The 25,401-nt window shown below is 50.3% G+C and carries 22 protein-coding genes and 3 tRNA genes; 17 read left to right on the top strand and 8 right to left on the bottom strand.

Annotation, left to right across the window (positions count from 1 at the left end; translation table 11 throughout):
* Position 1: 1 nt before the first annotated feature.
* The 6 genes from trpA to HXZ99_RS00640 all read right to left on the bottom strand — a co-directional run bounded on the left by trpA (position 2) and on the right by HXZ99_RS00640 (position 6,877).
* Positions 2 to 814, bottom strand: coding sequence for a tryptophan synthase subunit alpha (gene trpA / locus HXZ99_RS00615; RefSeq protein WP_194755345.1), 813 nt, complete (start codon positions 812 to 814; stop codon positions 2 to 4).
* 2 nt (positions 815 to 816) lie between these two features.
* A complete protein-coding gene (trpB, locus tag HXZ99_RS00620; protein ID WP_194755346.1) occupies positions 817 to 2,028 on the bottom strand; it encodes a tryptophan synthase subunit beta in 1,212 nt (403 codons plus the stop codon).
* 80 nt (positions 2,029 to 2,108) lie between these two features.
* Entirely contained in the window at positions 2,109 to 3,608 is a 1,500-nt protein-coding gene (gene trpCF, locus HXZ99_RS00625) for a bifunctional indole-3-glycerol-phosphate synthase TrpC/phosphoribosylanthranilate isomerase TrpF (RefSeq protein ID WP_194755347.1), read from the bottom strand.
* Positions 3,601 to 4,608 carry an anthranilate phosphoribosyltransferase gene (gene trpD / locus HXZ99_RS00630; protein WP_194755348.1) on the bottom strand — a complete coding sequence of 336 codons (1,008 nt, stop codon included), beginning with the start codon at positions 4,606 to 4,608 and terminating at the stop codon, positions 3,601 to 3,603. Before trpD ends, trpCF begins: the two co-directional genes overlap by 8 nt.
* On the bottom strand, positions 4,596 to 5,249 hold the full coding sequence (locus HXZ99_RS00635) for an aminodeoxychorismate/anthranilate synthase component II (protein ID WP_194755349.1): 654 nt from the start codon (positions 5,247 to 5,249) through the stop codon (positions 4,596 to 4,598). Before HXZ99_RS00635 ends, trpD begins: the two co-directional genes overlap by 13 nt.
* Positions 5,246 to 6,877 carry an anthranilate synthase component 1 gene (locus HXZ99_RS00640; protein WP_194755350.1) on the bottom strand — a complete coding sequence of 544 codons (1,632 nt, stop codon included), beginning with the start codon at positions 6,875 to 6,877 and terminating at the stop codon, positions 5,246 to 5,248. Before HXZ99_RS00640 ends, HXZ99_RS00635 begins: the two co-directional genes overlap by 4 nt.
* 349 nt (positions 6,878 to 7,226) lie before the next feature.
* Between HXZ99_RS00640 and HXZ99_RS00645 the strand changes: the two genes are divergently transcribed.
* From HXZ99_RS00645 to HXZ99_RS00715, 15 genes are all read left to right on the top strand, one after another.
* Entirely contained in the window at positions 7,227 to 8,135 is a 909-nt protein-coding gene (locus tag HXZ99_RS00645) for a PHP domain-containing protein (protein WP_194755351.1), read from the top strand.
* An 11-nt stretch (positions 8,136 to 8,146) separates the two neighbouring features.
* On the top strand, positions 8,147 to 8,767 hold the full coding sequence (locus tag HXZ99_RS00650; RefSeq protein WP_194755352.1) for an L-threonylcarbamoyladenylate synthase: 621 nt from the start codon (positions 8,147 to 8,149) through the stop codon (positions 8,765 to 8,767).
* 45 nt (positions 8,768 to 8,812) lie between these two features.
* Positions 8,813 to 9,637 (top strand): segregation and condensation protein A, encoded by an 825-nt coding sequence (locus tag HXZ99_RS00655; protein ID WP_194755353.1) that lies wholly within the window; start codon positions 8,813 to 8,815, stop codon positions 9,635 to 9,637.
* The gene (gene scpB / locus HXZ99_RS00660; protein ID WP_194755354.1) at positions 9,634 to 10,269 is read left to right on the top strand and encodes an SMC-Scp complex subunit ScpB; all 636 of its coding nucleotides are present in this window, start codon (positions 9,634 to 9,636) and stop codon (positions 10,267 to 10,269) included. The genes HXZ99_RS00655 and scpB overlap by 4 nt, the downstream gene beginning before the upstream one ends.
* A complete protein-coding gene (rluB, locus tag HXZ99_RS00665; protein ID WP_194755355.1) occupies positions 10,266 to 11,330 on the top strand; it encodes a 23S rRNA pseudouridine(2605) synthase RluB in 1,065 nt (354 codons plus the stop codon). The genes scpB and rluB overlap by 4 nt, the downstream gene beginning before the upstream one ends.
* A 2-nt stretch (positions 11,331 to 11,332) precedes the next feature.
* A complete protein-coding gene (locus tag HXZ99_RS00670; RefSeq protein WP_194755356.1) occupies positions 11,333 to 12,400 on the top strand; it encodes an agmatine deiminase family protein in 1,068 nt (355 codons plus the stop codon).
* Positions 12,381 to 12,869, top strand: coding sequence for a regulatory protein RecX (locus HXZ99_RS00675; RefSeq protein WP_194755357.1), 489 nt, complete (start codon positions 12,381 to 12,383; stop codon positions 12,867 to 12,869). The genes HXZ99_RS00670 and HXZ99_RS00675 overlap by 20 nt, the downstream gene beginning before the upstream one ends.
* Positions 12,870 to 12,971: 102 nt before the next feature.
* Positions 12,972 to 15,581, top strand: a complete 2,610-nt coding sequence (gene alaS / locus HXZ99_RS00680) for an alanine--tRNA ligase (protein WP_194755358.1) — start codon at positions 12,972 to 12,974, stop codon at positions 15,579 to 15,581.
* Between the two features lie 336 nt (positions 15,582 to 15,917).
* On the top strand, positions 15,918 to 16,106 hold the full coding sequence (gene csrA / locus HXZ99_RS00685; RefSeq protein WP_194755359.1) for a carbon storage regulator CsrA: 189 nt from the start codon (positions 15,918 to 15,920) through the stop codon (positions 16,104 to 16,106).
* A 239-nt stretch (positions 16,107 to 16,345) separates the two neighbouring features.
* Positions 16,346 to 16,438: transfer RNA gene (locus HXZ99_RS00690), tRNA-Ser, on the top strand.
* Positions 16,439 to 16,483: 45 nt separating this feature from the next.
* Positions 16,484 to 16,560: transfer RNA gene (locus HXZ99_RS00695), tRNA-Arg, on the top strand.
* A 20-nt stretch (positions 16,561 to 16,580) separates the two neighbouring features.
* Positions 16,581 to 16,657, top strand: a tRNA-Arg gene (locus HXZ99_RS00700).
* A 183-nt stretch (positions 16,658 to 16,840) separates the two neighbouring features.
* Positions 16,841 to 17,095, top strand: coding sequence for an OadG family protein (locus tag HXZ99_RS00705; RefSeq protein WP_194755360.1), 255 nt, complete (start codon positions 16,841 to 16,843; stop codon positions 17,093 to 17,095).
* A gap of 3 nt (positions 17,096 to 17,098) precedes the next feature.
* Entirely contained in the window at positions 17,099 to 18,919 is a 1,821-nt protein-coding gene (gene oadA / locus HXZ99_RS00710) for a sodium-extruding oxaloacetate decarboxylase subunit alpha (protein ID WP_194755361.1), read from the top strand.
* Position 18,920: 1 nt separating this feature from the next.
* Positions 18,921 to 20,051: a sodium ion-translocating decarboxylase subunit beta gene (locus HXZ99_RS00715; RefSeq protein ID WP_194755362.1), complete on the top strand. Its 1,131-nt coding sequence runs from the start codon at positions 18,921 to 18,923 to the stop codon at positions 20,049 to 20,051.
* 24 nt (positions 20,052 to 20,075) lie between these two features.
* Here HXZ99_RS00715 and HXZ99_RS00720 read toward each other — a convergent pair whose 3' ends face one another.
* Together HXZ99_RS00720 and HXZ99_RS00725 are read right to left on the bottom strand one after the other, a co-directional pair.
* Positions 20,076 to 20,249, bottom strand: coding sequence for a hypothetical protein (locus HXZ99_RS00720; protein ID WP_194755363.1), 174 nt, complete (start codon positions 20,247 to 20,249; stop codon positions 20,076 to 20,078).
* Positions 20,250 to 20,287: 38 nt separating this feature from the next.
* Positions 20,288 to 22,933: a PAS domain-containing hybrid sensor histidine kinase/response regulator gene (locus tag HXZ99_RS00725; RefSeq protein WP_228517480.1), complete on the bottom strand. Its 2,646-nt coding sequence runs from the start codon at positions 22,931 to 22,933 to the stop codon at positions 20,288 to 20,290.
* Positions 22,934 to 23,013: 80 nt separating this feature from the next.
* Here HXZ99_RS00725 and gshA point away from each other — a divergent pair, with 80 nt between their 5' ends.
* Positions 23,014 to 24,627: a glutamate--cysteine ligase gene (gene gshA / locus HXZ99_RS00730; RefSeq protein WP_228517482.1), complete on the top strand. Its 1,614-nt coding sequence runs from the start codon at positions 23,014 to 23,016 to the stop codon at positions 24,625 to 24,627.
* A 116-nt stretch (positions 24,628 to 24,743) separates the two neighbouring features.
* Positions 24,744 to 25,343: a transglycosylase SLT domain-containing protein gene (locus HXZ99_RS00735; RefSeq protein ID WP_194755365.1), complete on the top strand. Its 600-nt coding sequence runs from the start codon at positions 24,744 to 24,746 to the stop codon at positions 25,341 to 25,343.
* Positions 25,344 to 25,401: the final 58 nt, after the last annotated feature.

Genomic DNA, 25,401 nt, shown 5'->3' on the forward strand with positions numbered 1-25,401 from the left:
ATCAGACGCCTTGGGTGGCCGCTTTCATGCTCCGGACAAACTCAGCGAGCGCTTGCAGCATGGTTTCCGGTGCTTGCTGATGTTGCTCAATCAGCTTTACTACCGCAGAGCCACTAATGGCGCCACCGGCGCCTGCAGCGATGGCGGCTTTTACGTGCTCAGGTCGGGCAATACCAAATCCTAACAAAGCGGGTGCCCCTCCAGCGTTCTGAAGTGTCTGTATAAGCGCTTCGGCAGGGGCGGCCACGGCATCGTTGGCGCCGGTAACCCCGGAGCGACTGAGTAAATAAATGTAGCCTTCGCTCGCTTGCGCGACGCCGTTGAGAGTGGCATCGCTCGCATCGGGTGGCGCAATGAAAATAGGCGCAATACCGTGCGCTTGGGCTTCCGGAATAAAACGTACGCCCTCGCGAAGCGGTACGTCTGCAATGAGCACAGAATCGACACCTGCCGCGGCTGCGCGCTGATAGAAAGTAGAGGTGCCATTTGCCACCACCAAATTACAGTAAACTAATAACCCAATAGGAATATCGGGGTAATCAGCGCGAATACGGGCAAGCAATTCGAAGCATTGCTGCGTGGTGATATGATGTTTAAGTGCACGAATATTTGCCGCCTGAATCACCGGGCCATCGGCCACCGGATCAGAAAAGGGCAGGCCCAGTTCGAGGGCGTCAGCACCCGCCTCGATCAAGGTTCGAATAATCGCTTCGCTGGTCTTTAAGTCGGGATCTCCAATCGTCACAAAAGGTACAAATGCCCCTTCATTGCGTGCTTTGAGGGCCGCGAACATGTGGTTATAGCGTTGACTCATGTTTAGGCTCCTCGTTGCGCTAAAATTCGACGAACGTGATCGATATCTTTATCGCCGCGACCGGACAAATTGACGACCAAAATCTCTGGCTTATCGGACTCTTTGGCACGGCGGATGGCGTACGCCATCGCATGAGCAGATTCAAGCGCTGGGATAATTCCTTCGTGACTCGAAATCAGTTGAAAGGCTTCAAGGGCCTCTTCGTCGGTCACGCTAGTGTACTGGGCGCGGCCAATGGCATGTAAATAAGCATGTTGTGGCCCGACACCGGGATAGTCGAGGCCAGCCGATACCGAATAAGACTCCTCCACTTGACCGTCATCATCTTGCATCAAAAACGAACGGCAGCCGTGTAGCACGCCCGGTTTGCCCGCCGATAAGGTGGCGCCATGCTCCCCGGTTGCCACGCCTTTGCCGGCTGGCTCAACGCCCGTTAGGCGCACGCCGGGTTCATCGATAAATTCAGCAAACATGCCAATGGCGTTGGACCCTCCCCCAACACATGCAATCACTTCGTCTGGTAAGCGACCTTCCGCTTCAAGGATTTGCGCCTTTGCTTCGGCGCCAATCATGCGGTGAAATTCACGTACAATGGTAGGGAAAGGATGTGGGCCCGCAGCGGTACCCAACAGGTAATGGGTGGTTGGGTAACTTGCTGTCCAATCGCGCATCGCTTCATTAACCGCATCTTTTAATGTGCCGCTGCCGGCGTCCACCGGAACAACTTTTGCCCCCATTAATTCCATGCGAAATACGTTCGGTTGCTGACGCTCGGCATCTTTGCGGCCCATATAGATAATACACTCAAGGCCTAATAGTGCGCAGGCTAAGGCCGTTGCGGTACCATGCTGACCTGCACCAGTTTCAGCAATAATGCGCTGCTTACCCATGCGTTTTGCCAAGAGCGCCTGCCCCAGTACTTGATTGGTTTTATGGGCACCACCGTGAAGCAAATCTTCTCGCTTCATATAGATTTTAACTGGCGAGCCTTTGGTGAGGTTTTGACATAAAGAAAGCGGGGTGGGGCGCCCCAAATAAGTGGTTAATAAATGCTGAAATTCCCGTTGAAATTCAGGATCCTGTTGTGCATCCACAAAGGCTTGCTCAAGTTGATCAAGCGCGGGAAGCAAAATTTCAGGGACGAACTGGCCACCGAAATCCCCAAAGTAGGGATTAAGGCGCTCGCGGGTCGTTTCCTGGCTCGATTGCGTCATGGTTACTGCCTCTTTTACGGCTCAAATAAATGTGATTGAGCCTGTTACGTCACATTGTGGGATCTTTTAGCTAGGCGCCTCTAAGATCGACCATATTCTCGAATTTGGTGAAATGCGGCACGGGTTTTAAGCGGACACTTCAGGCCGGGTTCAAGCTCAAGACCAGAGTTAAAATCTAAGCTTCCTACGCCTGTGCCCATTGCCGCTTGTGCATTGCCTGGATGTAAACCACCGGCCAAAATAAGTTGTTCTCTATTGTGGGTGGGTAATTGTTGCCAATTAGAGACCACGCCGCTGCCGCCTTGGCCACTATCCACCACCCAACGATGTACATCAGGATAGGTAGCGCGCCGCTGTTCGAGATCCTCAATAGCAGTAGCCACCCATAATTCACATTGATGCGGTAAAGCGCGTCCTAATGCTTGAATAAAAAGCGCGGCAGCGTCAGCCGATTGGGCTTCGATACGGCCAAGATCATGCACTTGAATGGCATTTAACGACGCGCTATTCACTAGTTCAAGCAAGGCCCCCGCAATTTCGGTTGGGGTGCGCGTGGGGTAGTCCTCTAGCGCGACCACGCCGACATAGGTTAAGCCATGCACTTTGCGAATGAACTTTGCCTGATCAATGGTAACCCTGCGCGGAGAACGTTGCGCAAAGATCATGCCCGCATATACCGCGCCTGCTGCCCTTGCCTGCAAGGCCTGCGTTTGTGAGGTAATCCCACACACTTTATGTTTGCCATATACCAACGCACGGCAAGCGTAATCGATATCCTCTTGTGAGGTTAGCGAACTGCCCACCAAAAAGCCGTTCACAAAAGGTGCGATCTGACGAATATCACGATGGTGATGAATACCCGACTCAGCAATCACGATAGCGTCTTTTGGCGCAAGAGGCGCTAGCTTCTCACTACGGTGAATATCCACAGATAGATCGCGAAGATTGCGATGATTAATGCCGATCACGCGTGCTGCTAAAGCCGATGCCCGCGCCATTTCGTCCGCATCACTCACTTCCGTTAATATATGTAAGCCGAGCTCTTCAGCATAGGTCGCAAGATCTTGGTATGTGGCGTCATCAAGTACGGACAACATTAATAAAATTGCATCGGCGCCAAAGTAGCGCGCGAGCGCCACCTGATAACGACTAAAAATAAAATCTTTGCACAATACAGGCACCGTGACTTGCTGGCTTACTGCGTGCAAATAACTAAAGTCACCCTGGAAGTAATCCGGTTCGGTCAGCACAGAAATGGCGGCACCATAGCTGGCATATATACGCGCGATGGCAACGGGATCAAAGCTCTCACGAATTAATCCTTTCGAAGGCGATGCTTTTTTGCATTCAAAAATAAATTGAGCCGATCCTTGTCGAAGCGCGGCGGTGAAATCACGAATGGGCCGAGTATGAGTGGCAGCAGCGGCCATCACCATGTCTTCAGGGTAGTGTTGCTGCAATCGCTGTAAACTGATTTGCCGTTGCTCGCAAATACTCCGCAACACCGACGGGGCGTTTTCTAGGGTTTCTTGTAATCCACGTGCGTTTTCTTGCTGCAATACTGGTTCTGGTTTAGTCATGTTTAAATGCCTCCTGCATCCGCTGTAGGTGAGTGAGGGCATGACCTTCTGTGAGGTGCTGCAAAACCGCGTCGGTGCCTTCCGCAAGTGATTCAGAGTAGCCTAACAAGTAGCGCAGACACGCGGCGTTCATGGCAATGGCGTGGCGATGCTCGGCGGCACCTTGTCCGGCGAAGACATATTTTAACATGCGTGCGTTTTGATCTGCATCGCCTCCCCGTAAAGAACTCAGACCCGCTTCCGGCAAACCGAAGTCGGTCGCACTAATTTCGTATTCTCGGATCTGATCCCCGTTTACCTCCGCCACTTTCGTCGGGCCGTGCAGCGCCACTTCGTCGAGACCACTGCCGTGCACGACCATGGCGCGTGGGCATCCAAGCAATTGCAGGGTTTGAGCCAATGGTAAGCATAAATCTGGGGTGTAGACCCCCAACAGTTGCGCTTTTGGACGGGCGGGGTTAATTAGAGGCCCGAGTAAGTTAAACATGGTACGGGTTTTCAATTCTTGTCGCACGGGCATCGCGTAGCGAACGCCGGGATGATAATGAGGGGCAAATAAAAAACAGAATTTATGTTCTTTCAGTAGCTGATGGTTCTCGTCCGGTGACAAATCAAGCGGTACCCCTAATGATTCCAGTACATCTGCCGAGCCTGATCGTGACGACACGCTGCGATTACCATGTTTGGCCACAGCAATGCCCATGCTGGCAGATACCAGAGCCGCTGCGGTGGATATATTAATGGTGTTGCTGCCATCGCCACCGGTACCGCAAGTGTCGGCCACTGGAAAGTCTAACGTGGGGAATTGTTTGCACCCAGCTAAGAGCGCTTTTGCTGCCCCGGCAATTTCTGCCGGGGTTTCACCACGAACCTTCATTGCTACGAGCATGGCGGCGATCTGATTTTGAGTCAGCTGATCTGCAAGCAAATGTTTAAATAGCTTTTCAGTTTCCGAGAGCGTGAGTACCTCTCCATTGAGTAGTTTCGCTAGTTCGCGCATGCAGACTCCTTAGGCGGCCGGGTTTTTGTTGTCAGGGATGGCATGTTGCACTGAGATAAATAATCAATGGTTTGCTTGAGCAACTGACTACCTTCACTGGTCATAATAGACTCTGGATGGAACTGAAAGCCAATTGCACACAGATGGGTCGCTTCAAAAGCCATTGGAATGTCGTTGACATGGGCCAAAATAGTGACGGAATCAGGCACGCGAATGGCTTGCAAGGAATGATATCGCGCCACCGGTAAGGGGTGGCTTAGGCCTGAGAAAATGGAATGATTGTCACATTCGATATAGCTTGTTTTGCCGTGCACTGTCTCGTGACAACGATCAACTTGTCCGCCACAAAACTCAATCAGCGCTTGAAAGCCTAAGCAAATACCGAGCATCGGATAGCGCCCTGCCGCGTGTTCAATCACCTGCATCAGATTGCCCGCGGCGCGCGGATGACCTGGGCCCGGTGACAAACACAAAATAACAGGGCCTTGCTGCGCTGCCGTGGCCAACTGCTCGGCAACGAAATTAGCGCTCACGGTATTGCGATATACGGCGAGACTGTAGCCAAGTTGCGCAAGCTCATCGACTAAGTTGTAGGTGAAGCTATCAATATTATCGATAAAAATAATGTGGCCTTTATTCATACTGTCACCTCCGCTGTATCGAGATGGGCTTGTTGACGCTGGATCGCTTGAATCACCGCATTTGCTTTTTGCTCGGTTTCACGTACTTCTGCTTCCGGTGAAGAATCGAACACCACGCCGGCTCCCGCTTGCACGGTGGCTGTGCCATGTTGAACAAAGGCAGAGCGAATCACAATACAGGTATCCATATCGCCATGCCCATTTAAATAGCCGACGGCGCCACCGTAACTGCCGCGGCGCTGCTGCTCGGCCTCACGAATTAATTGCGCCGCGCTAATTTTGGGTGCGCCGACGAGGGTGCCCATATTCATGCAGGCCCGATAGGCATCAAGGGCATCGTACTGGCTAGCTAAGGTGGCGACCACTCGTGATACTAAGTGCATGACATGAGAGTAGCGGTCGACTTTTAGTAAATCGGCGACATAGCGACTACCGGTTTTGGCGATGCGAGCGAGGTCATTGCGCGCCAGATCAACGAGCATCATGTGTTCTGCAAGCTCTTTTGTGTCTTGGCGCAGGGCAAGCTCAATGCGACTATCGTGATCGAGCAAAATATTCCCCTGTTGATCGCGAGCGCGTGAACGGGTACCGGCAATTGGATAGAGCTCAACTTGCCGGCTGTCTGCGGTAAATTTCAGTGCTGATTCGGGCGAGGCGCCAAAGAGTTCGAAATCTGGTGTTTGCAGATAGAACATGTAGGGGCTTGGGTTACTCAATTTTAACTGTTCGTAACTACCGAGGGCGTCGCTACATGGCAAGGTAAAGCTGCGCGCGGGCACGACTTGGAAAATATCGCCGGCCTGAATGTGTGATTTCAGTGACACCACACTAGCCGCATAGTCTTCCCGCGATGGACTGGCGACAACCTGACTGAAATCCGCCGCTGCGCGCAATCCCGCCGAGGGTACCGGACTAGTTGATGCATGTGGGGCTTGTAGTCGGGCCATCAATTCGCCCATGCGTTGACAGAGCTGCTGTTTTCTTGCGGACTGCTCGCTTCCTCCCGGTAACAGACCAAGCAGTTCCGTATGCTCTCGCTCATGATCGACGACCACTAAGGTTTCTGCCAAGTAAAATAAATAATCTGGGCAGGTATTGGCGCCAGTCGGTACGTCTGGAAGCTGCTCGAAGGTTGCCAACAAGTCGTATGCGAAAACGCCGCTGAGAAATACCGCCAATGGATGATCGTGGGACGCTTTTAACTGGTGTTGCAGTACCCGTAATGGTTCGACATTACTGGGGTAGGCCAGACGTTCAGCTTCAGTGAGATTGTCCGGTGCTGGTGCGTAGTCCACACGTAAATGTTGGTTTGGCATATCCATGGAAACCGTTGCATGGTCAGAGAGCTGCTGCTCAATCCACGGTAACAGTACAGCCCCGTTGTCAGATAGCGCTTGAATGGTTACGCGATGTCCATCACAGCGAAGTTCCAATGCGGCATCGACCATCATCAAGCTTTTTAAGTTCTGCCGTGAGTTAATCTCTGCTGACTCGAGTAATATACGACCACGCTGCGGGGTGTTGCCTGCGCTTAAACGGCGAAACATTTGCACTGGATCAGCTTGATAATCGAGCCCTAAACGTATGGTAGCAACGGAATACGTGGCATCGTCCGCTAACTGTTTCATCAAATTTTCCTTTCCCTTAAACGAAACAAGCCCGCTCAACTGAGCGGGCTTGTTGTGAATTCTTGGTCAACGAGAGCGAATTTTCTGCTTATCGTTGGCACATGCTGTCACACAACACTACCCGCGAGGGAAGTGCCACCACCAAGCATGCGCACGCACTACAGGCGTGTGAAGCAAGGATGTAAGGTGTGAAATGAGTGTGCGCATTTGTTTATACAACTTCAGTTTACTTGTACGAAAATAAGATATGACGCAAAGGTAAACGCAGAGCAGGTTTTGTGTCAATAGAAAGTTGAAAAAATTACAGCCAAGGTTAGTTTTAGCCGACGAAAGGGCGTATGATAATTGCATGGAAAATACCCTTAAAACAGCAAATTCAGCCGCGAGTCATCGTGATTTGGTGCGGATCCCAGCGCATGCCGAACGCATTGATTTGCATTGTCATAGTAAGTTGTCAGATGGCAGCCTTACCCCCACAGAATTAATTCTGCGGGCGCACACGATGCAAATTGAGGTACTGGCGTTAACGGATCATGATTCGCTCAGCAGTTATCGAGCCGCATGTGAAGCACAACTGGAGCATGATCTAACATCGCCGGTGCTTATTCCGGGCGTTGAAATTAGCTGCTTGTGGAATGGTTACGAAATCCATATTTTGGGTTGGAATTTTTCGGTCGACAATAGTGCTTTGCAAGGGTTGATCGACGATCAACAACGCAAGCGCCGCGAACGCAGTGTGGCAATTTATGAAAAATTAGTGCAACAGGGAGTGCAGGCGGCAGATCTGCCCGATGTAACGAGCATGGCGCCGGGACAAGTGCTGACTCGCTTACATTTTGCACAAGCCTTGGTGCAGGCAAACTACTGTAAAGATATTCAGCGTGCGTTCGAGCGCTATTTAGGTAAGGGCCAGTGCGCGTATGTGAGTAGTCAGTGGTGTTCCATTGATGAGGCTATTGATGCGATTCGTGGTGCCGGAGGGGTTGCCGGACTTGCTCATCCCCTCGCTTATAGTTTAAGTAATAAATGGCTGCGAAAATTACTCGTTGAGTTAAAGCAGGCGGGTGCTGAAGCGATGGAAGTGGTTTCGTCGCAACAAGCGCCCTGGCAGCGTCAGTGGCTCGCTGAGTTGGCGCAAGAATATGGTTTTTATATGTCCGTAGGTTCTGATTTTCACCATCCGGGAAAATATCGAGAACTTGGACGCAATTTACGCCCGCCGGAAGGGGTAACCCCGGTGTGGGCTTTATGGCAATAGAGGAGTAAGGGGTGAGTCAGTTTTTTCAAATCCATCCAGAAAACCCGCAAAACCGTCTCATTCAGCAGGCGGCAGATATCGTGCGCGGAGGAGGGGTTATTGTCTATCCAACCGACTCTGGATATGCCCTTGGCTGTCAGCTTCAGAATAAACATGCGGTCGAGCGGATTCTACGGATTCGCCAGCTCGGCAGTGAACATAATTTCACCTTGATGTGCCGAGATTTAACCGAGCTGTCAGTGTACGCTCGAGTCGGAAATCAGGCATTTCGTTTGATTAAGAATAATACGCCCGGCCCCTATACGTTTGTATTAAAGGCCACAAAGGAAGTGCCAAGACGCTTAATGAATCCAAAGCGTAAAACCATTGGTTTGCGGGTACCCGACAACGCGATTGCGCAAGCGTTATTGACTGAGATTGGCGAGCCGATGATGTCGACGACGCTTATTTTCCCTGGTGAAGAATTTGCGGAGCCCGACCCTTATGAAATTCGACTGCGTTTGGAAAAACTGGTGGATTTGGTGATTGATGGCGGGCATTTGATGGAACAACCGACCACCGTCGTTGACTTGGTTGATGATGAGATGGAAATTATTCGTATCGGTGAAGGGGATCCAACACCGTTTCAATAGTAGAGCTGATTTCTTGAATACGGGAAGAGTATAGAAAAACAACGGATGAGTGATTTAGTGTCAGCGCAGCAATCGCTGCCTTTAGGATTTGTACGCGGAGAGCCGGTTTTTGATCAACCGGAAGATCTCTATATTCCGCCAGAAGCACTGGAACTCATGCTCGATTTGTTTTCGGGCCCCATGGACTTGCTGTTGTATCTGATTCGCCGACAGAAAATGGATATTCTCGATCTTCCTATCTTGAAAATCACAGAACAATACATGCAGTACGTAGATATGATGCGAGAGCTCAAGCTTGAATTAGCCGCAGATTACCTACTGATGGCAGCGATGCTGGCGGAAATTAAAAGCCGCATGTTACTGCCGACGATTAGCGACACGGATGACGATGAAGACGATCCCCGTGCTGAGCTAGTACGTCGTCTGAAGGAATACGAGATTATCCGTGAAGGGGCGAACCAGCTGGATCAGCAGCCTCAGCAAGAACGGGATTTCTTTCCTGCCCATGCGGTCACTGATGCCCGCGATCTGGCTGGGCAAGCGCCACCGGATGTAAGCATGGAAGATCTTACCTTGGCGCTTGCAAAAGTGATGCAGTTGGTGGAAGTACAAGCCCATCACCATATTAAACGCGAAGCTCTTTCCACCCGGGAACGCATGAGTCGAGTGCTCGATTTATTGCAGTCTACCGAGCGCGTTGAATTTTCTGGCTTGTTTGCTATCAATGAGGGGCGCTCTGGGGTGGTGGTGAGTTTCTTGGCTATTTTGGAGCTTAACAAAGAGGGTCTTATTGTACTGACCCAAGCAACAGAGTTTTCGACCATCTATGTGAGCCGCGCAAAGCAATCGAGCAGAGAGGAAGCGCTATGATTTCTGATCAGCAATTAAAGCAATTGGTGGAAGCCGCGATATTTGCCGCAGAAGATCCGGTGACCTTGGATCAGCTCCTCAATGGTGTGCTTGCCGATTTTCGCTTAAACAAGCCGCGTTTACGACAAGTCTTAGATGGTCTGCAAGAGGATTATAAAGACCGAGGTATTGAATTGGTCGAAGTGGCTTCGGGCTGGCGCTTTCAAACCAAACCAGAACTTGGCCCTGCCTTGGTGCATATGTGGCCCGAGCGCGCCCCTCGATACTCGGCGGCGCTACTTGAAACCTTAGCTTTAATTGCCTGGCGACAGCCGGTTACTCGTGGCGAGATTGAAGCGGTTCGTGGCGTCTCGGTGAGTACGCAAATTATGAAAACCCTGCAAGAGCGGGGATGGGTGAAAGTGGTTGGGCATAAAGAGGTTCCCGGTCGTCCGGCCCTTTACGCCACCACAAAGGCTTTTTTAGACTATTTTGCATTGCAGTCGGTAGCCGATATTCCGGCGCTTTCTCAGCCCCGACCTGAACTTGAGGAAATTTTCGACAATAGCGCTATTGCATCGTCGAAGAATCAATTAGAATTGCACACTGATGACACGCGGGAGCGTGACAACCAAGAGGAAACCTCGCAGTGAAAGATACCGAAAAACTTCAGAAAATTCTCGCCCGCTCAGGATACGGTTCGCGTCGTGAAATAGAATCCATGATTAGTGATGGGCGTATTCGCGTTGGCGATCATGTAGCCACTTTAGGGGAACGTGTTAGCCCAAATGCGGTGATTCGTATTGACGGCCATGTTGTAAAAGTGAAATCCGAAGACGCCGTCCCGTGCCGCGTGTTGGTTTATCACAAGCCCGAGGGTGAGTTAGTTACCCGAAAAGATCCAGAAGGTCGAGCGACTGTTTATGAACGCATGCCGCCTTTATCGGGCGCTCGTTGGATTGCGGTTGGTCGACTGGATATCAATACCTCAGGTCTACTTCTTCTCACCACCGATGGTGAATTGGCCAATCGCCTTATGCACCCCAGTTATCAAGTGGAACGGGAATATGCGGTGCGCGTATTTGGAGAAGTCACTGAAGCGCAAATTCAAAAATTGCTGCGTGGTGTTGAACTAGAAGATGGCGTCGCGCGCTTTAAGCGTATTCGTCGCCGCGGTGGCGAAGGCATGAATCAGTGGTTCCACGTCACCCTTACTGAAGGTCGCAACCGCGAAGTACGTCGTTTGTGGGATTCTCAAGGTGCCACCGTAAGCCGCTTGATGCGCGTGCGTATGGGCGAGATCACCATGCCGAAAGGGTTAGTGCAAGGTGGTTGGGTTGAGCTTGCCATGGACGAAGTGAATTATTTACGCAACTTGGTGGAGCTGCCTTTGCTCGAGTCTGCACCAATCATTACTAAAGATGATCAAGAGCGTCAGATTAAGCAAGCTCGCCGCGGTAGTCGACGTCATCGTGATGAGCAAAAAGCCAAGCAGGGGAAATCTCCACGCGCGGCGACAGGATCTAGTTCTCGTCCAGATCCTCGTGCCCACTCTGCATCGGAAACGAGTGGTAAGGTCGGGAAAGACAGTCGCAAGGATAACCGCAAAGGCGCCAACAAAGATGAACGTTCTCAGCAACGCAGCGACAAGCGGCCACAAAAGCCGCGCAGTAACCGCCCGCAGAGACAACATGCAGGAACAAAACGGAAATAGTTATGAGTGAACCGGTAGTCTCCTCAAGTCAGGCAATTCAATGGCGTAGCGAATGGTCGCCCAGTCAGCGTGTTTGGATGCGCTGGCCCTATCGCCGTGATATCTGGCCCGATGCTGGCAAGGCGGTCCATGCAGAGGTACGTGAGCTTTTATCTGAGTTAGCCCAGCGCAATATACCCGTGGCTTTACAGGTACATCCTGAAGAGCCCATGCCTGCTAACTTATCGGACAACGTACAGGTGCATCGAATTGCTTTTGGAGATATTTGGTTACGCGATTGCGCGCCTTTTATTGATCAGAAGGGCGGTGTCGCTCTGCATTATGATTTTGATGGTTGGGGTGGCATAGATGACCAACAGGCCCTCGACGGAAGTGCTCGGGATTGGTTGAGCCATACGCTGAATTTGAAAACCGAGTCTCACGACTGGGTGATTGAAGGTGGGGCCTTGCATCATGACGGTGAGGGAACGGCGATAGCGTGTGCCGGTAGTATTTTACACCGCCCCAGTAACCAAGGACTCACGGACCGAATTTTGCGTGAACATCTGCAGCAGGCGTTTGCCATTGAAAAACTGCTGATGTTACCCGGAAAACTGAGCGCTGATGAAACGGGCGGTCATGTCGACAATCTGGCCTGTTTTATCCGACCTGGTGAAGTTGTTGTTGCCCATACTGGCGATCCATCGCACCCGGATTACGCAACCTGCCGACGCGTGTATGACTTTCTTGCCAACAGCACCGATGCGCAAGGGCGACCTATCAAAGTCCACACTTTGCCGCTGCCGCGTTCGCCGCGATTGAGCGCTGCAGAAGCAGTGGCTATTGCCCATCGGCCAGGCGTGCGAAAACGCATCGCCGGCATGCAACTGATGGCAAGTTATGTCAATTTCTTACGGGTTCGTTATGCCGACGGCGATTTGATTGTGATGCCGGCGTTTGGTTTACCAAGCGACGAAAAAGCGCGAGATCAAATGCAGCAATTGATGCCTGAAACTGAGGTTATCTTGGCCCCGGCACGACATTTGCTGGTGGGTGGAGGAGGGTGGCACTGTGCGACCTTCCCCTACTGATCCGGAAGACGAACAAGTTATTGAAGCGCGCGCGGTGCAGTTACTGAGTCGCCGAGAACACAGTATGTTTGAACTGCGCATTAAGTTGCAGCAAAAAGGGTTTGCTCGCGACGCGATAGATCGCGTGATACAGAAGCTAGAAGCGCGTGAGTGGCAATCGGATACACGGTTCGCCGATGTATTTTATCGCCAACGTGTGATGCAAGGGTATGGACCACTCCGAGTACGTCAGGAAATGCAGCAAAAAGGCCTTAGCGATGATGAAATTCAGCGCTGTTTTGAGACCTATGCAACCGATTGGGCGGCCCTTGCTAGTGAACGCTATCAGCGGCGTTTTGGGCAGTCGCCTGTGGCGCCGGGGGATCAAAAAGAACGCGCGCGTCGAATGCGCTTTTTAGCGCAGCGCGGATTCAGCGCAGATCACATTCGTCGGGCCATTGAAAATGCGCAGGAAAACCCTGACGACTAGGCTTTGGCGACTATTTTCTGACCCATCATTATGATAATCTTAGCCACTTTCTTAAGAGCGGATCTTATTCCGTAAACGTGTAGTCATAGCAGGACATTATTTATGAGTATGACCAGTGCCGATATTCGTACAGCCTTTTTGAACTTCTTTGCTGAGCGTGGTCATCAGATCGTGCCTAGTGCATCGTTAATTCCTGGAAACGATGCCACTTTATTGTTTACTAACGCCGGAATGGTTCCGTTTAAAGATGTGTTTTTGGGCACGGACAAGCGCAATTACACGCGGGCAACGAGCTCTCAACGCTGTGTGCGTGCTGGTGGCAAACATAACGATCTAGAAAATGTGGGCTACACCGCACGTCATCACACGTTTTTTGAAATGTTGGGTAACTTCAGTTTTGGCGATTACTTTAAGAAAGACGCTATCGATTACGCGTGGGCTTTTCTCACGAAAGAATTGGGATTGCCCAAAGAAAAACTCTGGGTAACGGTTTTTGAAGAAGACGATGAAGCCTACGATATTTGGGCCAATGATATTGGTGTGCCGCGGGATCGAATTTCCCGTATTGGTGCGAAAGACAATTTCTGGCAAATGGGCGATACTGGCCCTTGCGGTCCATGCTCTGAAATTTTTTATGACCACGGCCCTGATGTTTGGGGTGGTCCTCCGGGAACACCTGAGGAAGATGGCGACCGCTATATCGAGATTTGGAATCTCGTGTTTATGCAATTTAACCGCCAGCCTGACGGCACCCTTGAACCACTGCCGAAGCCTTCTGTCGACACGGGAATGGGCCTTGAGCGCATTGCTGCGGTGTTGCAAGGCGTGCACTCAAACTACGAAACCGATACCTTTGTACAGTTAATCGATGCAGCCGCGAAAGCCGTGGGTACAGAGGATCGTTCAGCGCAATCATTACGTGTCATAGCCGATCACATTCGCTCCTGTTCGTTCCTGATTGCCGATGGGGTGATGCCATCCAATGAAGGCCGTGGTTATGTGTTGCGTCGGATTATCCGCCGCGCGGTGCGCCACGGTTCAAAATTGGGTGCCAGTGAGCCATTTTTCCATACCTTAGTGGCTGAATTAGTGCGATTAATGGGGGAAGCATTCCCTGAGTTAGCGCAGGCACAAACCCGTATAGAACAAGCTTTACTACAAGAAGAAAAACAGTTCGCCCGCACCTTGCAACGGGGCTTGAGCTTGTTAGAAGAGGCAATGGCGGATTTAGCCGAGGGCGATGCACTATCTGGCGAGATAGCGTTTAAACTCTACGATACCTACGGCTTCCCTTATGATCTTACCGCCGACATTTTGCGAGAGCGTGGTTTCGCCCTTGACCAAGCGGGCTTTGATACTGCAATGGCAGAGCAGCGCACGCGTGCTCAACAGGCCTCTCAGTTTGGTGCTGACTATAGCAATCGCATTGCGGCAGAAACAATTTCAGATTTTAAAGGCTACAGCGATTACGAAAGTGATGCGGTTATCCGTGAGATCTTTGTCGAGGGCGAATCGGTTGATCAAGTAGCCGCCGGCCAAGATGCCATTATCGTTCTCGACCAGACTCCCTTTTATGCAGAAAGCGGCGGTCAGGTGGGGGATGTTGGCGTCTTTGAAGTTGATGGTGAGCCGGCATTTGTGGTGAATGATACCCAGTATATTGGCAAAGCCATCGCACATCATGGCAATGCAGAAGCGCTGTTAAGCGTGGGCGATAGCGTACTGGCATTGGTTGACGATGAACGCCGTTGGGCCATTCGTCGTAACCATTCAGCGACCCATTTAATTCATGCAGCACTTCGCAATGTATTAGGCGAGCACGTGATGCAAAAGGGCTCTTTGGTTGATGAACAACGGTTGCGGTTTGATTTCGCGCATCCGCAGGCGTTAACCCAGTCAGAATTGCTGTCGATTGAAACACAGGTGAATGAGCAGATTCGATTAAACACGCCATTAACCACAGACGTTTTGCCCATTGAAGAAGCGAAAGCTCGGGGCGCAATGGCGTTGTTTGGCGAGAAGTACGATGATCACGTTCGCGTGGTTGAGATGGGCCCCTATTCTTTGGAACTTTGTGGCGGAACCCATGTACAGCGTACTGGTGATATCGGCAGTTTTCGCATTCTCTCAGAACAAGGGATTGCCTCGGGTGTACGTCGTGTAGAGGCAACCACGGGCGCGAACGCGGTACTCTATACCCAGCAGCAACAGCAACGTTTATATGCCATTGCAAGCGCACTCAAGGCTGATCCAAGCGCAGTATCGGAACGTATTGAACAGTTATTAGGGCGCCAAAAGCAGCTAGAGAAAGAATTAGCCGAGTTCCAACGTCAGCTATCCCAGCAGGCAGGCGCCAATCTGACAGATAGTGCCGAAGACATCGGTGGCCACAAAGTGATTGTGGCAGAAGTTACGCAAGTTGAAGCAAAAGCCTTGCGCGAAATGGTTGATGATTTAAAGAACCGTTTAGGCGAAGGTGTGGTGGTGCTCGGATTGCGTCAAGAAGGTAAAGTAAGCTTGATTGTTGGTGTTACCCCTGGGTTAACCAGCAAAGTGAAGGCCGGTGAGCTCGTAAACCTAATTGCTCAGCACGTTGGAGGCAAAGGTGGCGGCAGGCCGGATATGGCGCAAGCAGGGGGAAGCGAACCAGAACACTTGGATTCAGCCCTTGCGAGTGCGAAAACATGGTTGAAGGACAAATTAGCCGGTTAGAAGCCAACTTGGCGCTAGTTTGGACAAGGATTCGTTAGGTTGCGACATAAATTGTCGTGTTGGTGTGCAGTCAGGCGCATTTTTTTAGCACATTAACGATGAATTAACCGTGACGCTGCTGATGCTGTGCTATGCTGATAGTAAGAAGTTAGCGTTCGCAGTTGATAGCATTGGAACGCTAAGAACTTGGTCTGATTTGTCGCTTTGATTTTGCGTAAAATATATGAGAGTTGTCATATCGCAGAATTCAGAGAAGTTGGTAGTATGCGAATCTTATCCAAGTAATGCGTCGCCACATGTCGCAGGATGAGAAGTCGAAACGAAGGAGCAGAGAAGATGCTAATATTAACGCGACGTGTCGGAGAGACACTGATGATAGGCGATGACGTCACCGTCACCGTTCTAGGCGTCAAAGGAAATCAGGTACGTATTGGTGTCAATGCTCCGAAAGACGTATCGGTTCACCGCGAAGAAATTTATATGCGAATCCAAGCGGAAAAAGATACCGACGAGCGCACTGAGTAAAGTAATATACGTGCAGAAAAGCCGGCATTGATGCCGGCTTTTTGTTTTTTGTGCGCGAGCAAACCGCAGAATCAATTTGCCTTAGGTGGCTATAAAGGTTTCAGTAGAATTGCCTTCAGTAGCAAAAAAGTGTCAAAATCTACGCAGACTGTTTAATTATGACGCAGTTAGACAGCGGATGGGCAAAAAGCGTTTGACAACGTCTGACAAATCGCTATCATTCACGCCCATCAAGTCGCGGTGAGGTGGCCGAGAGGCTGAAGGCGCTCCCCTGCTAAGGGAGTATAGGGTTTGTAGCCCTATCGAGGGTTCGAATCCCTCCCTCACCGCCATTTGTCACCGCAACATGCAAGTGAAGAAAGTTTAGGTTAAACGACGCGCTCGTAGCTCAGCTGGATAGAGTACCTGGCTACGAACCAGGCGGTCGGAGGTTCGAATCCTCCCGAGCGCGCCATTTTCCTAAAATCATACAGCGCGCTCGTAGCTCAGCTGGATAGAGTACCTGGCTACGAACCAGGCGGTCGGAGGTTCGAATCCTCCCGAGCGCGCCATTTCTTCTCATCTCCCCCCGTGATCGCCTAGTTTGCGTGCATGAGTCAGCAACTAACACCCTCATAAATACCCTCTATTTTTGTGCTGCATAGGGAAAGGCTTCCTTTTCGCTGCTCAGAACTCTACAATTAACTAACAATTTATAATTCACACACAAGATGTGAACTGCGCAGGGAATTGCAATGGCGGATTTGTTTTTGCAAGCACTTGAGCTCATGCTCGCGGGCATGAGTGTTGTCTTTATCTTTTTATGCATTCTTACTGTAGCCGTGATGCTGCTCACACGACTATGTCCGGAGAACACGCCGTTGCGTGCGCCGGCGAACCCACCACCTCAAGATCATGAAAACTCGCAGGCAAGTAAGCTTGCCGCTGTGACTGTTGCAGTTCAAAAATACCGCAATGCACGAGGACGTGCAGACCAACCAGAGGATTAAACTATGGCCAAGCCGTTATTGTTGACAGAATTGGTGTTGCGCGACGCCCACCAGTCGTTGCTGGCAACGCGATTACGACTCGACGATATGCTTCCGATCGCGGAGAAACTCGATCAAGCGGGATATTGGTCTATGGAAACTTGGGGCGGCGCAACCTTTGACGCCTGTATTCGCTATTTGGGCGAAGACCCGTGGGAACGTTTGCGAGAACTGAAAAAAGCCATGCCTAATACGCGTCAGCAAATGCTACTGCGCGGACAAAATTTATTAGGCTACCGCCATTACGCCGACGACGTCGTTAAACGTTTTGTCGAGCGTGCGCGTGAGAACGGTGTCGATGTATTTCGTATCTTCGACGCCATGAACGATGTGCGCAATTTAAAAACCGCAATTGAAGCAACGATTGCTAATGATGGTCATGCTCAGGGCACGTTATCCTATACCGTGAGCCCAGTGCACACGTTAGACAAATGGGTGGATATGGCGCTAGAAATGGAAGCGCTTGGTTGTCACTCTATTTGTATTAAAGATATGGCCGGTTTGTTACGCCCTTACGACGCGGAAGAACTGATTGGCACCTTGAAGCAAAAGCTGAAAGTGCCCGTGGCCATGCAATGCCATGCGACCACAGGTTTGAGTACAGCAACCTACCAAAAAGCAATCGATGCTGGCATCGATATGCTAGATACAGCTATTTCCTCCATGAGTATGACCTATGGCCATACCGCGACGGAAACCGTGGTAGCTATGGTTGAGGGCACCGAACGTGATACCGGCATCAAACTCACCGATTTAGAAGAGGTTGCGGCATATTTCCGCGGCGTGCGTCGTAAGTATGCACGTTTTGAAGGATCACTAAAGGGCATTGACGCCCGCATTCTGGTTGCGCAGGTGCCTGGTGGCATGCTGACCAATATGGAAAACCAGCTACGTGAGCAAAAGGCGCTGGATAAATTTGATCAAGTGCTCAATGAAATCCCTCGGGTTCGCGAAGATCTTGGTTTTATTCCATTGGTAACACCGACATCGCAAATCGTAGGCACACAAGCGGTACTCAATGTGCTCACGGGCGAACGCTATAAATCCGTCTCTAAAGAAACGGCAGGCGTGCTGAAAGGGGAATATGGGGCAACTGCTGCGCCGGTCAATAAAGAACTGCAGAAAACAGTTCTGGGTGATGCCGAGCCGATTACCTGCCGTCCAGCTGACTTGCTTGATAATGAATTGGATAAGCTCACTGAAGAGCTCAGTGGCATTGCGAAAAAAGAATCGATTACCTTGGCTGATTCTGAAGTGGATGACGTGCTTACCTATGCGCTGTTTCCACAAATTGGCCTTAAGTTTTTGAAGAATCGTGGCAATCCTGATGCCTTTGAACCCGCTCCAAGTGTAGAAACCGATCGTCCGGTTCCGAAAGCGGAAACAGGTGATAACAGCATTGAGCGTTACGATGTGTGTATTTCCGGAGAATGTTTCTCTGTAGAAGTGGGTCCTGATGGCAGCTTGCGCGCCTCGCAAACGGCCGATAAGGATGCAGGCGACGATCAAAAAAACGAGTCTGAAGCACCACCGAAGACGAGTAAAAAGTCTGCAGGCGGTGACACACGGCCGGTGAATGCACCTCTATCCGGAAACTTGTGGAAGTACAAAGTGAAGCCTGGGGATAAAGTAAAATCCGGGGATGTAGTGGTGATCCTTGAAGCCATGAAAATGGAAACAGAAGTACGAACCGACCGCGATGGTGTAGTTGCTGAACTGACCGCGCGGGAAGGGGACAGTGTCATCTCGGGTGATGCCTTACTGACTCTTGAGGGAAGCAAGTAACATGGAAACATGGTTAACACTTTGGCAGAGCACCGGGTTGTCTGCCATGAGCTGGGGTGCCTTGTTGATGATAGTTGTCGGCTTGGTGCTGGTGTACTTAGCGATTGTTCACAAATTTGAGCCGTTACTTTTGCTCCCGATTGGCTTCGGTGCCGTTCTTACCAATATTCCATTGGCGGGCATGAATGAAGCAGGGGGCATTCTCTATGCGTTCTATGAAGTGGGGATTTCCACGGGGATATTTCCTCTTCTAATCTTCCTTGGTGTGGGCGCGATGACAGATTTTAGCGCCTTATTGGCTAATCCTCGGATGCTATTGCTAGGCGCTGCTGCGCAATTTGGTATTTTTGCCACCTTAATTGGTGCTATTGCCTTAAATTGGATACCCGGTGTTGAGTTTACTATCCAGCAGGCGGCTGCGATTGCCATCATCGGTGGCGCAGACGGACCGACCGCGATATACCTTAGCTCCCAGTTGGCTCCGGAGTTACTCGGTGCTATAGCAGTGGCGGCATATTCCTACATGGCACTGGTTCCGGTATTACAACCGCCGGTTATGCGCCTGCTTACGACCAAGAAAGAACGTGCCATTAAAATGGAACAGCTAAAGCCAGTGTCAAAGCGGGCAAAAATTCTGTTTCCACTCATGGTGTTACTGCTCACCGTTCTATTGCTGCCGACCGCTGCACCGCTGGTGGGTATGCTCTGTTTAGGCAACTTAATGCGTGAATCTGGCGTAGTAGAGCGCTTAAGCAAGTCGGCTCAGAATGAATTAATTAACTTGGTAACCATTTTCCTCGGCCTCGCCGTGGGTGCGCAGCTCACCGCTAGCTCATTCTTAACCATCGAAACCTTAGGTATTTTAGTGCTAGGGGCCATGGCCTTTGTTTTTGGTACCGCTGCGGGCATTGTGATGGCGAAGTTGCTGAATTTGTTTAGCAAGCAGCCGATTAACCCGCTGATTGGTGCCGCAGGCGTGTCTGCAGTGCCCATGGCGGCGCGCGTAGTAAATAAAGAAGGGCTAAGAGCAGATCAGCATAACTTCCTGCTGATGCATGCGATGGGACCTAATGTGGCGGGTGTTCTTGGCTCGGCAGTGGCTGCTGGTATTCTTTTGGCCTTGGCCGGCTAATTCTAGTCGAGATTGGCGGGTGGCTCACAGATTTGTGAGCCACCACATCATTCCATAAAACGCAGCAATCACGCTGCTCACAATGAGGATGTACTTGTATCCTTGAATACCATCACGAACCCGGTAGCCATTCAGTTGCAACCACAACGTCCACAGCAATATCAGAACAACGGGAATCAAGAACAAAAAACGTATCATAGTTGCGATATCCTCTCTTTATAAATCCAAGTCGGTACTTAATTTTCTGCACTTTCGCTCGTGTGTAGATCTTCGATGGCTTGCTCAACTAAATCGAGCAGCGATTCAAGCCCGGTAATTTGATCAGCCACTAATCCTACATCGCGATTAACGATAGCTGTTTCCAATGTTCCCGCTTTCTTTGTTAAGGCGGTAAGTCCAAGGTTGGCAGCCGCTCCTTTCAGCGAATGGAAATAACGGCGCGCCTCATCGTGCTGTCCCCGACTGATAAATTCAGAAACCTTAATGGCACTGCCGCGATAGCTACTCACCAACTGTTCTAGCAAACGAACATAAAGGCCCACATTATGATTTAAGCGTTGCAACGCTTGCTCCAAATCCATGCCTTTAATTTGTGGATAACGGCGCGAACTAGGCTCGGTTGTTTTTGCCTCTTTTGTTTCTGAGGTCGGTGTAAGTTTAGAATAAGGTCCTGCCAGTGCCCATTTGCTAATTTGAGAAAGCAGCAGCTGCTCATCAATTGGCTTGGGTATATGCCCTTGCATGCCGGCAGCAAGGGAACGCTCGGCATCGCCGCTCATCGCGTTCGCGGTCATCGCAAGAATCGGCAACTGTTGATAACTATAAAACTGGCGAATCGTCTCGGACGCACGGTAGCCATCCATCACCGGCATTTGAATATCCATCAACACCAACGCGTATGATTTTTCTTGAACTTTCTGCACTGCCACTTCGCCGTTTTCGGCAATATCCACTTGAAATCCATGGCCACTGAGCATTTCCTTGGCGACATGCTGATTGATTTCATTATCTTCCACGACTAAAAGTGGTGCTCCTTGCAGGTTATCCGGAATCAAGCTGGTCTTTGCGCTATCTTTGGCGGCAACTCGGGCACCAAACAGGGCCGACGTCATAACCCGCGCTAGCGTAGCCGTGGTATAAGGTTTTGTAATAAAGTCATCGGTACCTACCTGTCGCGCTTTCTCAGCCAGTTCCTCGGCGTAGTATCCGGTGGCCAGAATCATACGAGGTTGGAAGTCTTGGGGAAGTTTTTCTTTTACTTGTTCGACTAATGCAAGTCCATCCATGCCGGGCAAGCGCCAGTCAATCAGAGCGAGCTGGAATGGTTTTTCCGTTGCAATTCCTTCCTGCAGTTTGCGTAGTGCCTGTTCGGCACTATGACAAGTATGCGCATCCATTTGGTAGGATCGCAGGGTTTCTTTGAGCATTTCACGGGTACTGGTGTTATCGTCTACCGCAAGTACGCGAACGCCCTCTAAACGCTGCATTAACAGCTGATGATGGGAGCGATCTTGGCTTTCTTGCAGAGGTAATACCAACTCAATAAAAAAGTTAGAGCCTTGACCCGGGCTACTGCTGACCCCAATATCACCTTGCATTAAGGTGACCAAGCGTTTTGAAATAGTGAGCCCCAGACCGGTGCCACCAAACTTACGGGTAGTGGATGAATCCGCCTGAGTGAACGCCTGAAATAGTTGCGCCGATTGCTCCGGGGTCATGCCCATGCCAGTATCTTTTACTTCAATACGCAACCACACCTTTTCATCATTCTGATCCAGCAATGTACAAGAAACATTAATTTCGCCATCTTCGGTAAACTTAATAGCGTTGCTTACCAAGTTAATCAAAACCTGCTGTAAGCGCAGCGGGTCGCCGACGAGCAAGGTAGGAATGTTGGCGGGCAGATTGATAATAAACTCAAGCCCCTTATCGTAGGCTTTGTAGGCGAACATGTCCGCCAAGGTCCCTAAAACTTCATCTAAATCAAAGGGAATGCGCTCTATGGTGAGCTTGTTCGCTTCAATCTTAGAAAAATCAAGGATGTCGTTAATGACCCCGAGCAGGGCTTGTGATGAGGAGTCAATGACCTTGATATAGCGTTGTTGTTTGTCGTTTAAATCGGTTTTCATGGCAAGATTTGCCATGCCAACAATCGCGTTGATAGGCGTGCGAATTTCATGGCTCATGTTGGCTAAGAAATCGCTTTTAGCTAAGTTTGCCGCTTCCGCTTCAGCACGGGCTTTTTCGGCGCTTTCCCGAGCCTGAGACATCTCTTCAGATGCCCGTTTAATACTAGAGATATCGTAGTAGCTGCCGAGCACGCCGACAATTTGACCTTGTTCGTCATACAGAGGGACACTGGAATGCTCGACCCAGCGTGTTTGTGCTTCATCATGGCTAAGGTTGAGTTGCATTTCTTGGTTGCATGCTGCGCTGCGTAAGGAAAAAGTTTGTAAGTCACGCGCGCGCAAGCCAGAGTTCGCATTCAGTTGAGGGATATCTTCATCCCGCAATCCGCGAATATCTTGAATATCAAAATCCCGCAAAAAGCCGGGATTCGCACCAATAAAGCGCATATCTCGGTCGCGCCAATACACGCGGATGGGTAAATCATTAAAGACATGTTGCAGTAACTGTTCATTCACTTCAGAGAAGCCAAGATCTGACGCTTGCGCGGTTTCATTTTCGGGGGAGGGTGAGGCGATGGCCGCCGCGTTTTGGCGACGGAATACGCCATGTGAAAGCGCCAATAAAAGCCCCATAAAAATGGCAATAAAATGCCAGGGCGCGGGCAACCATAAAAGCAAAACCACTAATACCAACAACAAAACGCCAAAATAGCGATGAATCCACTGATTTAATTGCTGAAATCGTTCGTTCAAAGTGCTTCCCTTACGCTGCTTTTTTCAATTGAATGTGGCACACTAGCCACATCATAACAGACAATTATCGGGATGTAGCCTTGTCAATTCTGCTATCCGCATCTTTAGACCAGCTTCAAAGCGCTGAAGGGCAACTTGCTTTGCGCACCATGAATCGCGGGATTGAACGCGAATGCTTGCGCATTACACCGGAAGGTCGACTCGCCACGACGCCACATCCGGAATCACTCGGCTCTAAGCTTACGCACCCACTCATCACCACCGATTACGCGGAAGCATTGTTAGAGTTTATTACGCCTGTAGAAACTGATATCGATACCACCTTGATGCAATTGCGCGATATTCACCGCGCGACCTATCAGGCACTTGGTGATGAGCTTCTTTGGCCATTAAGCATGCCTTGCTACCTCAATGAAGTGACAGACATAGAGTTGGCAAACTATGGTACGTCCCATATTGGTCGCATGAAAACCACTTATCGACAGGGGTTAACCCATCGCTATGGAGCGGTGATGCAAACCATTTCTGGTGTGCATTTTAATTGGTCGATAAGCGACGAGTTATGGCGTATTCTGGCCGCGCGCAACGGCAGCGAAGATACCGCTGAATTTCGCTCTCAGGGTTATTTTGGCTTGTTGCGTAACTTTAAGCGATGGGCTTGGGTTATCCCCTATTTCTTCGGCGCTTCGCCGGTATTGTGCAAATCATTTTTAAAGCACAGTAGTGCAGATCTCGACTTCCGCGAGCTCGGTGGTGGCATGGTTTATGTTCCCTACGCTACCTCATTACGCATGAGTGATTTGGGATACACCAATAAAGAGCAGGCTGCGCTTAAGATTACTTACAATTCGCTTGAAGCATATATCGATGGCTTACGGAACGCGGTATTTACGCGTTCAGAGCAGTTTGCGGGCATTGGTATTCGCGACGGCGATCAATGGCGTCAGTTGAACGACAATATTCTCCAAATCGAAAATGAATTCTATTCGCCCATTCGCCCCAAACGTGTCGCGCAATCGGGTGAAACGCCCACGCAAGCACTTGAGCGCGGCGGGGTACAATATATTGAGGTTCGGGCGGTCGATGTGAATCCATACACCGCCGTTGGAATTACCGCAGAGCAAATGCGGTTTCTCGATTTATTTTTACTTTATTGTTTATTAACCGATAGCCCACCCTTAGGCTTTGAAGCCCAACGCGTGACCGAGCAAAACTTGAACCGTGTCGTGCTTCGCGGTCGCGAGCCAGGACTCACACTCGTTGATGAATCCGGTGAGCACAGCGTGCAAAGTCGTTTGCAGTTCCTGTTTGGCGAACTCAAAGATATTGCAAGTATGCTTGACGGTAAGGCCCAAAACGAGAGTAATAGTGCCGATAGTGAGGCCTACCAAAGGGTGTTAGATGGTTTCGCGCGGGCCATAACGGATCCTGAACAAACCTTATCAGGACGTATTTTGCACGATTATCACAATGCCGTTGCTAATTTTCAGCAGCTAGGCTTAGGCTTTGCAAACAGATATAAGCAGGATTTGCTCGAATCATCATTTGAGTATTACACGGCCGAACAATTTAAAACTTGGGCCGAGCAGTCGCAAGTTGAACAAGCTGAAATTGAAGCCGCTGATAAAGGTAGCTACGAAGATTATTTGGCGGATTATTTTCGCCGTGCGCTAATTAAAAAAAACGCGCCATAAAGGCGCGTAAAGTGATTCTTACCAGGGGATAACATGAGATGAACCTTGCATGTACTCAATCAGAGCCTGCAATAAATAAAAAGTTTCATTCATCGCGAAAAAAAGTTTTTCTGCGTATGGGAGTGCTGGTTCTCGCTGCCATGTTAAGCGCAGGATGTGCGACCTCGCCCCCACGCGAACCTGAGAATATTTGCGAGATTTTTGAAGAGCACCGGTCTTGGTGGCGTGCTGCAAAATCCATGAATAAAGAATGGAATGTACCTATTCATGTTCCCATGGCCATTATGTACCAAGAGAGCTCATTCCGAGCGCGGGCACAACCGCCTCGTCGCTACGTACTTGGGTTTATCCCCTGGGGACGAATGAGCGATGCCTATGGTTACGCGCAAGCAAAGACCATGACATGGGACGACTATATTAAAGAAACAGGAAATCGTCGTGCGCGCCGCGACAAGTTTGCTGATGCGATTGATTTTATTGGGTGGTATATCGATAAAACCCACCGTGTAAATGGTGTCTCTAAACACGATGCCTACGCACAATATCTCAACTACCACGAAGGTTGGGGCGGTTATCAACGGCAAACCCACAATCAAAAGGGTTGGCTGCTCGAAGTTGCTCGCCGGGTAGATGCGCGCTCTAATCGCTATGCGCATCAGTTGAATGAGTGTAGGGATAGGCTAGACCGAGGATGGCTCCGCCGGCTTTTGTTCTAGCTTGTCAGAAAGCCTCTATGGCTGCGTTATAATTGAAGCTCAATCGGTCACATACCAT

Source organism: Aliidiomarina indica, from assembly GCF_015354615.1.
In the GTDB taxonomy this organism is placed as follows: domain Bacteria; phylum Pseudomonadota; class Gammaproteobacteria; order Enterobacterales; family Alteromonadaceae; genus Aliidiomarina; species Aliidiomarina indica.

What these genes read in the sequence shown, in the direction of transcription:
- alaS (WP_194755358.1), top strand. Translation starts at nt 12,972, where the DNA reads ATGAGTATGACCAGTGCCGATATTCGTACAGCCTTTTTGAACTTCTTT.
- HXZ99_RS00655 (WP_194755353.1), top strand. Translation starts at nt 8,813, where the DNA reads ATGAGTGATTTAGTGTCAGCGCAGCAATCGCTGCCTTTAGGATTTGTA.
- trpCF (WP_194755347.1), bottom strand. Translation starts at nt 3,608, where the DNA reads ATGACTAAACCAGAACCAGTATTGCAGCAAGAAAACGCACGTGGATTA.
- trpD (WP_194755348.1), bottom strand. Translation starts at nt 4,608, where the DNA reads ATGCGCGAACTAGCGAAACTACTCAATGGAGAGGTACTCACGCTCTCG.
- HXZ99_RS00670 (WP_194755356.1), top strand. Translation starts at nt 11,333, where the DNA reads ATGAGTGAACCGGTAGTCTCCTCAAGTCAGGCAATTCAATGGCGTAGC.
- HXZ99_RS00735 (WP_194755365.1), top strand. Translation starts at nt 24,744, where the DNA reads ATGGGAGTGCTGGTTCTCGCTGCCATGTTAAGCGCAGGATGTGCGACC.
- HXZ99_RS00705 (WP_194755360.1), top strand. Translation starts at nt 16,841, where the DNA reads ATGGCGGATTTGTTTTTGCAAGCACTTGAGCTCATGCTCGCGGGCATG.
- HXZ99_RS00640 (WP_194755350.1), bottom strand. Translation starts at nt 6,877, where the DNA reads ATGAAACAGTTAGCGGACGATGCCACGTATTCCGTTGCTACCATACGT.
- HXZ99_RS00715 (WP_194755362.1), top strand. Translation starts at nt 18,921, where the DNA reads ATGGAAACATGGTTAACACTTTGGCAGAGCACCGGGTTGTCTGCCATG.
- trpB (WP_194755346.1), bottom strand. Translation starts at nt 2,028, where the DNA reads ATGACGCAATCGAGCCAGGAAACGACCCGCGAGCGCCTTAATCCCTAC.
- trpA (WP_194755345.1), bottom strand. Translation starts at nt 814, where the DNA reads ATGAGTCAACGCTATAACCACATGTTCGCGGCCCTCAAAGCACGCAAT.
- oadA (WP_194755361.1), top strand. Translation starts at nt 17,099, where the DNA reads ATGGCCAAGCCGTTATTGTTGACAGAATTGGTGTTGCGCGACGCCCAC.
- HXZ99_RS00720 (WP_194755363.1), bottom strand. Translation starts at nt 20,249, where the DNA reads ATGATACGTTTTTTGTTCTTGATTCCCGTTGTTCTGATATTGCTGTGG.
- HXZ99_RS00635 (WP_194755349.1), bottom strand. Translation starts at nt 5,249, where the DNA reads ATGAATAAAGGCCACATTATTTTTATCGATAATATTGATAGCTTCACC.
- csrA (WP_194755359.1), top strand. Translation starts at nt 15,918, where the DNA reads ATGCTAATATTAACGCGACGTGTCGGAGAGACACTGATGATAGGCGAT.
- HXZ99_RS00645 (WP_194755351.1), top strand. Translation starts at nt 7,227, where the DNA reads ATGGAAAATACCCTTAAAACAGCAAATTCAGCCGCGAGTCATCGTGAT.
- scpB (WP_194755354.1), top strand. Translation starts at nt 9,634, where the DNA reads ATGATTTCTGATCAGCAATTAAAGCAATTGGTGGAAGCCGCGATATTT.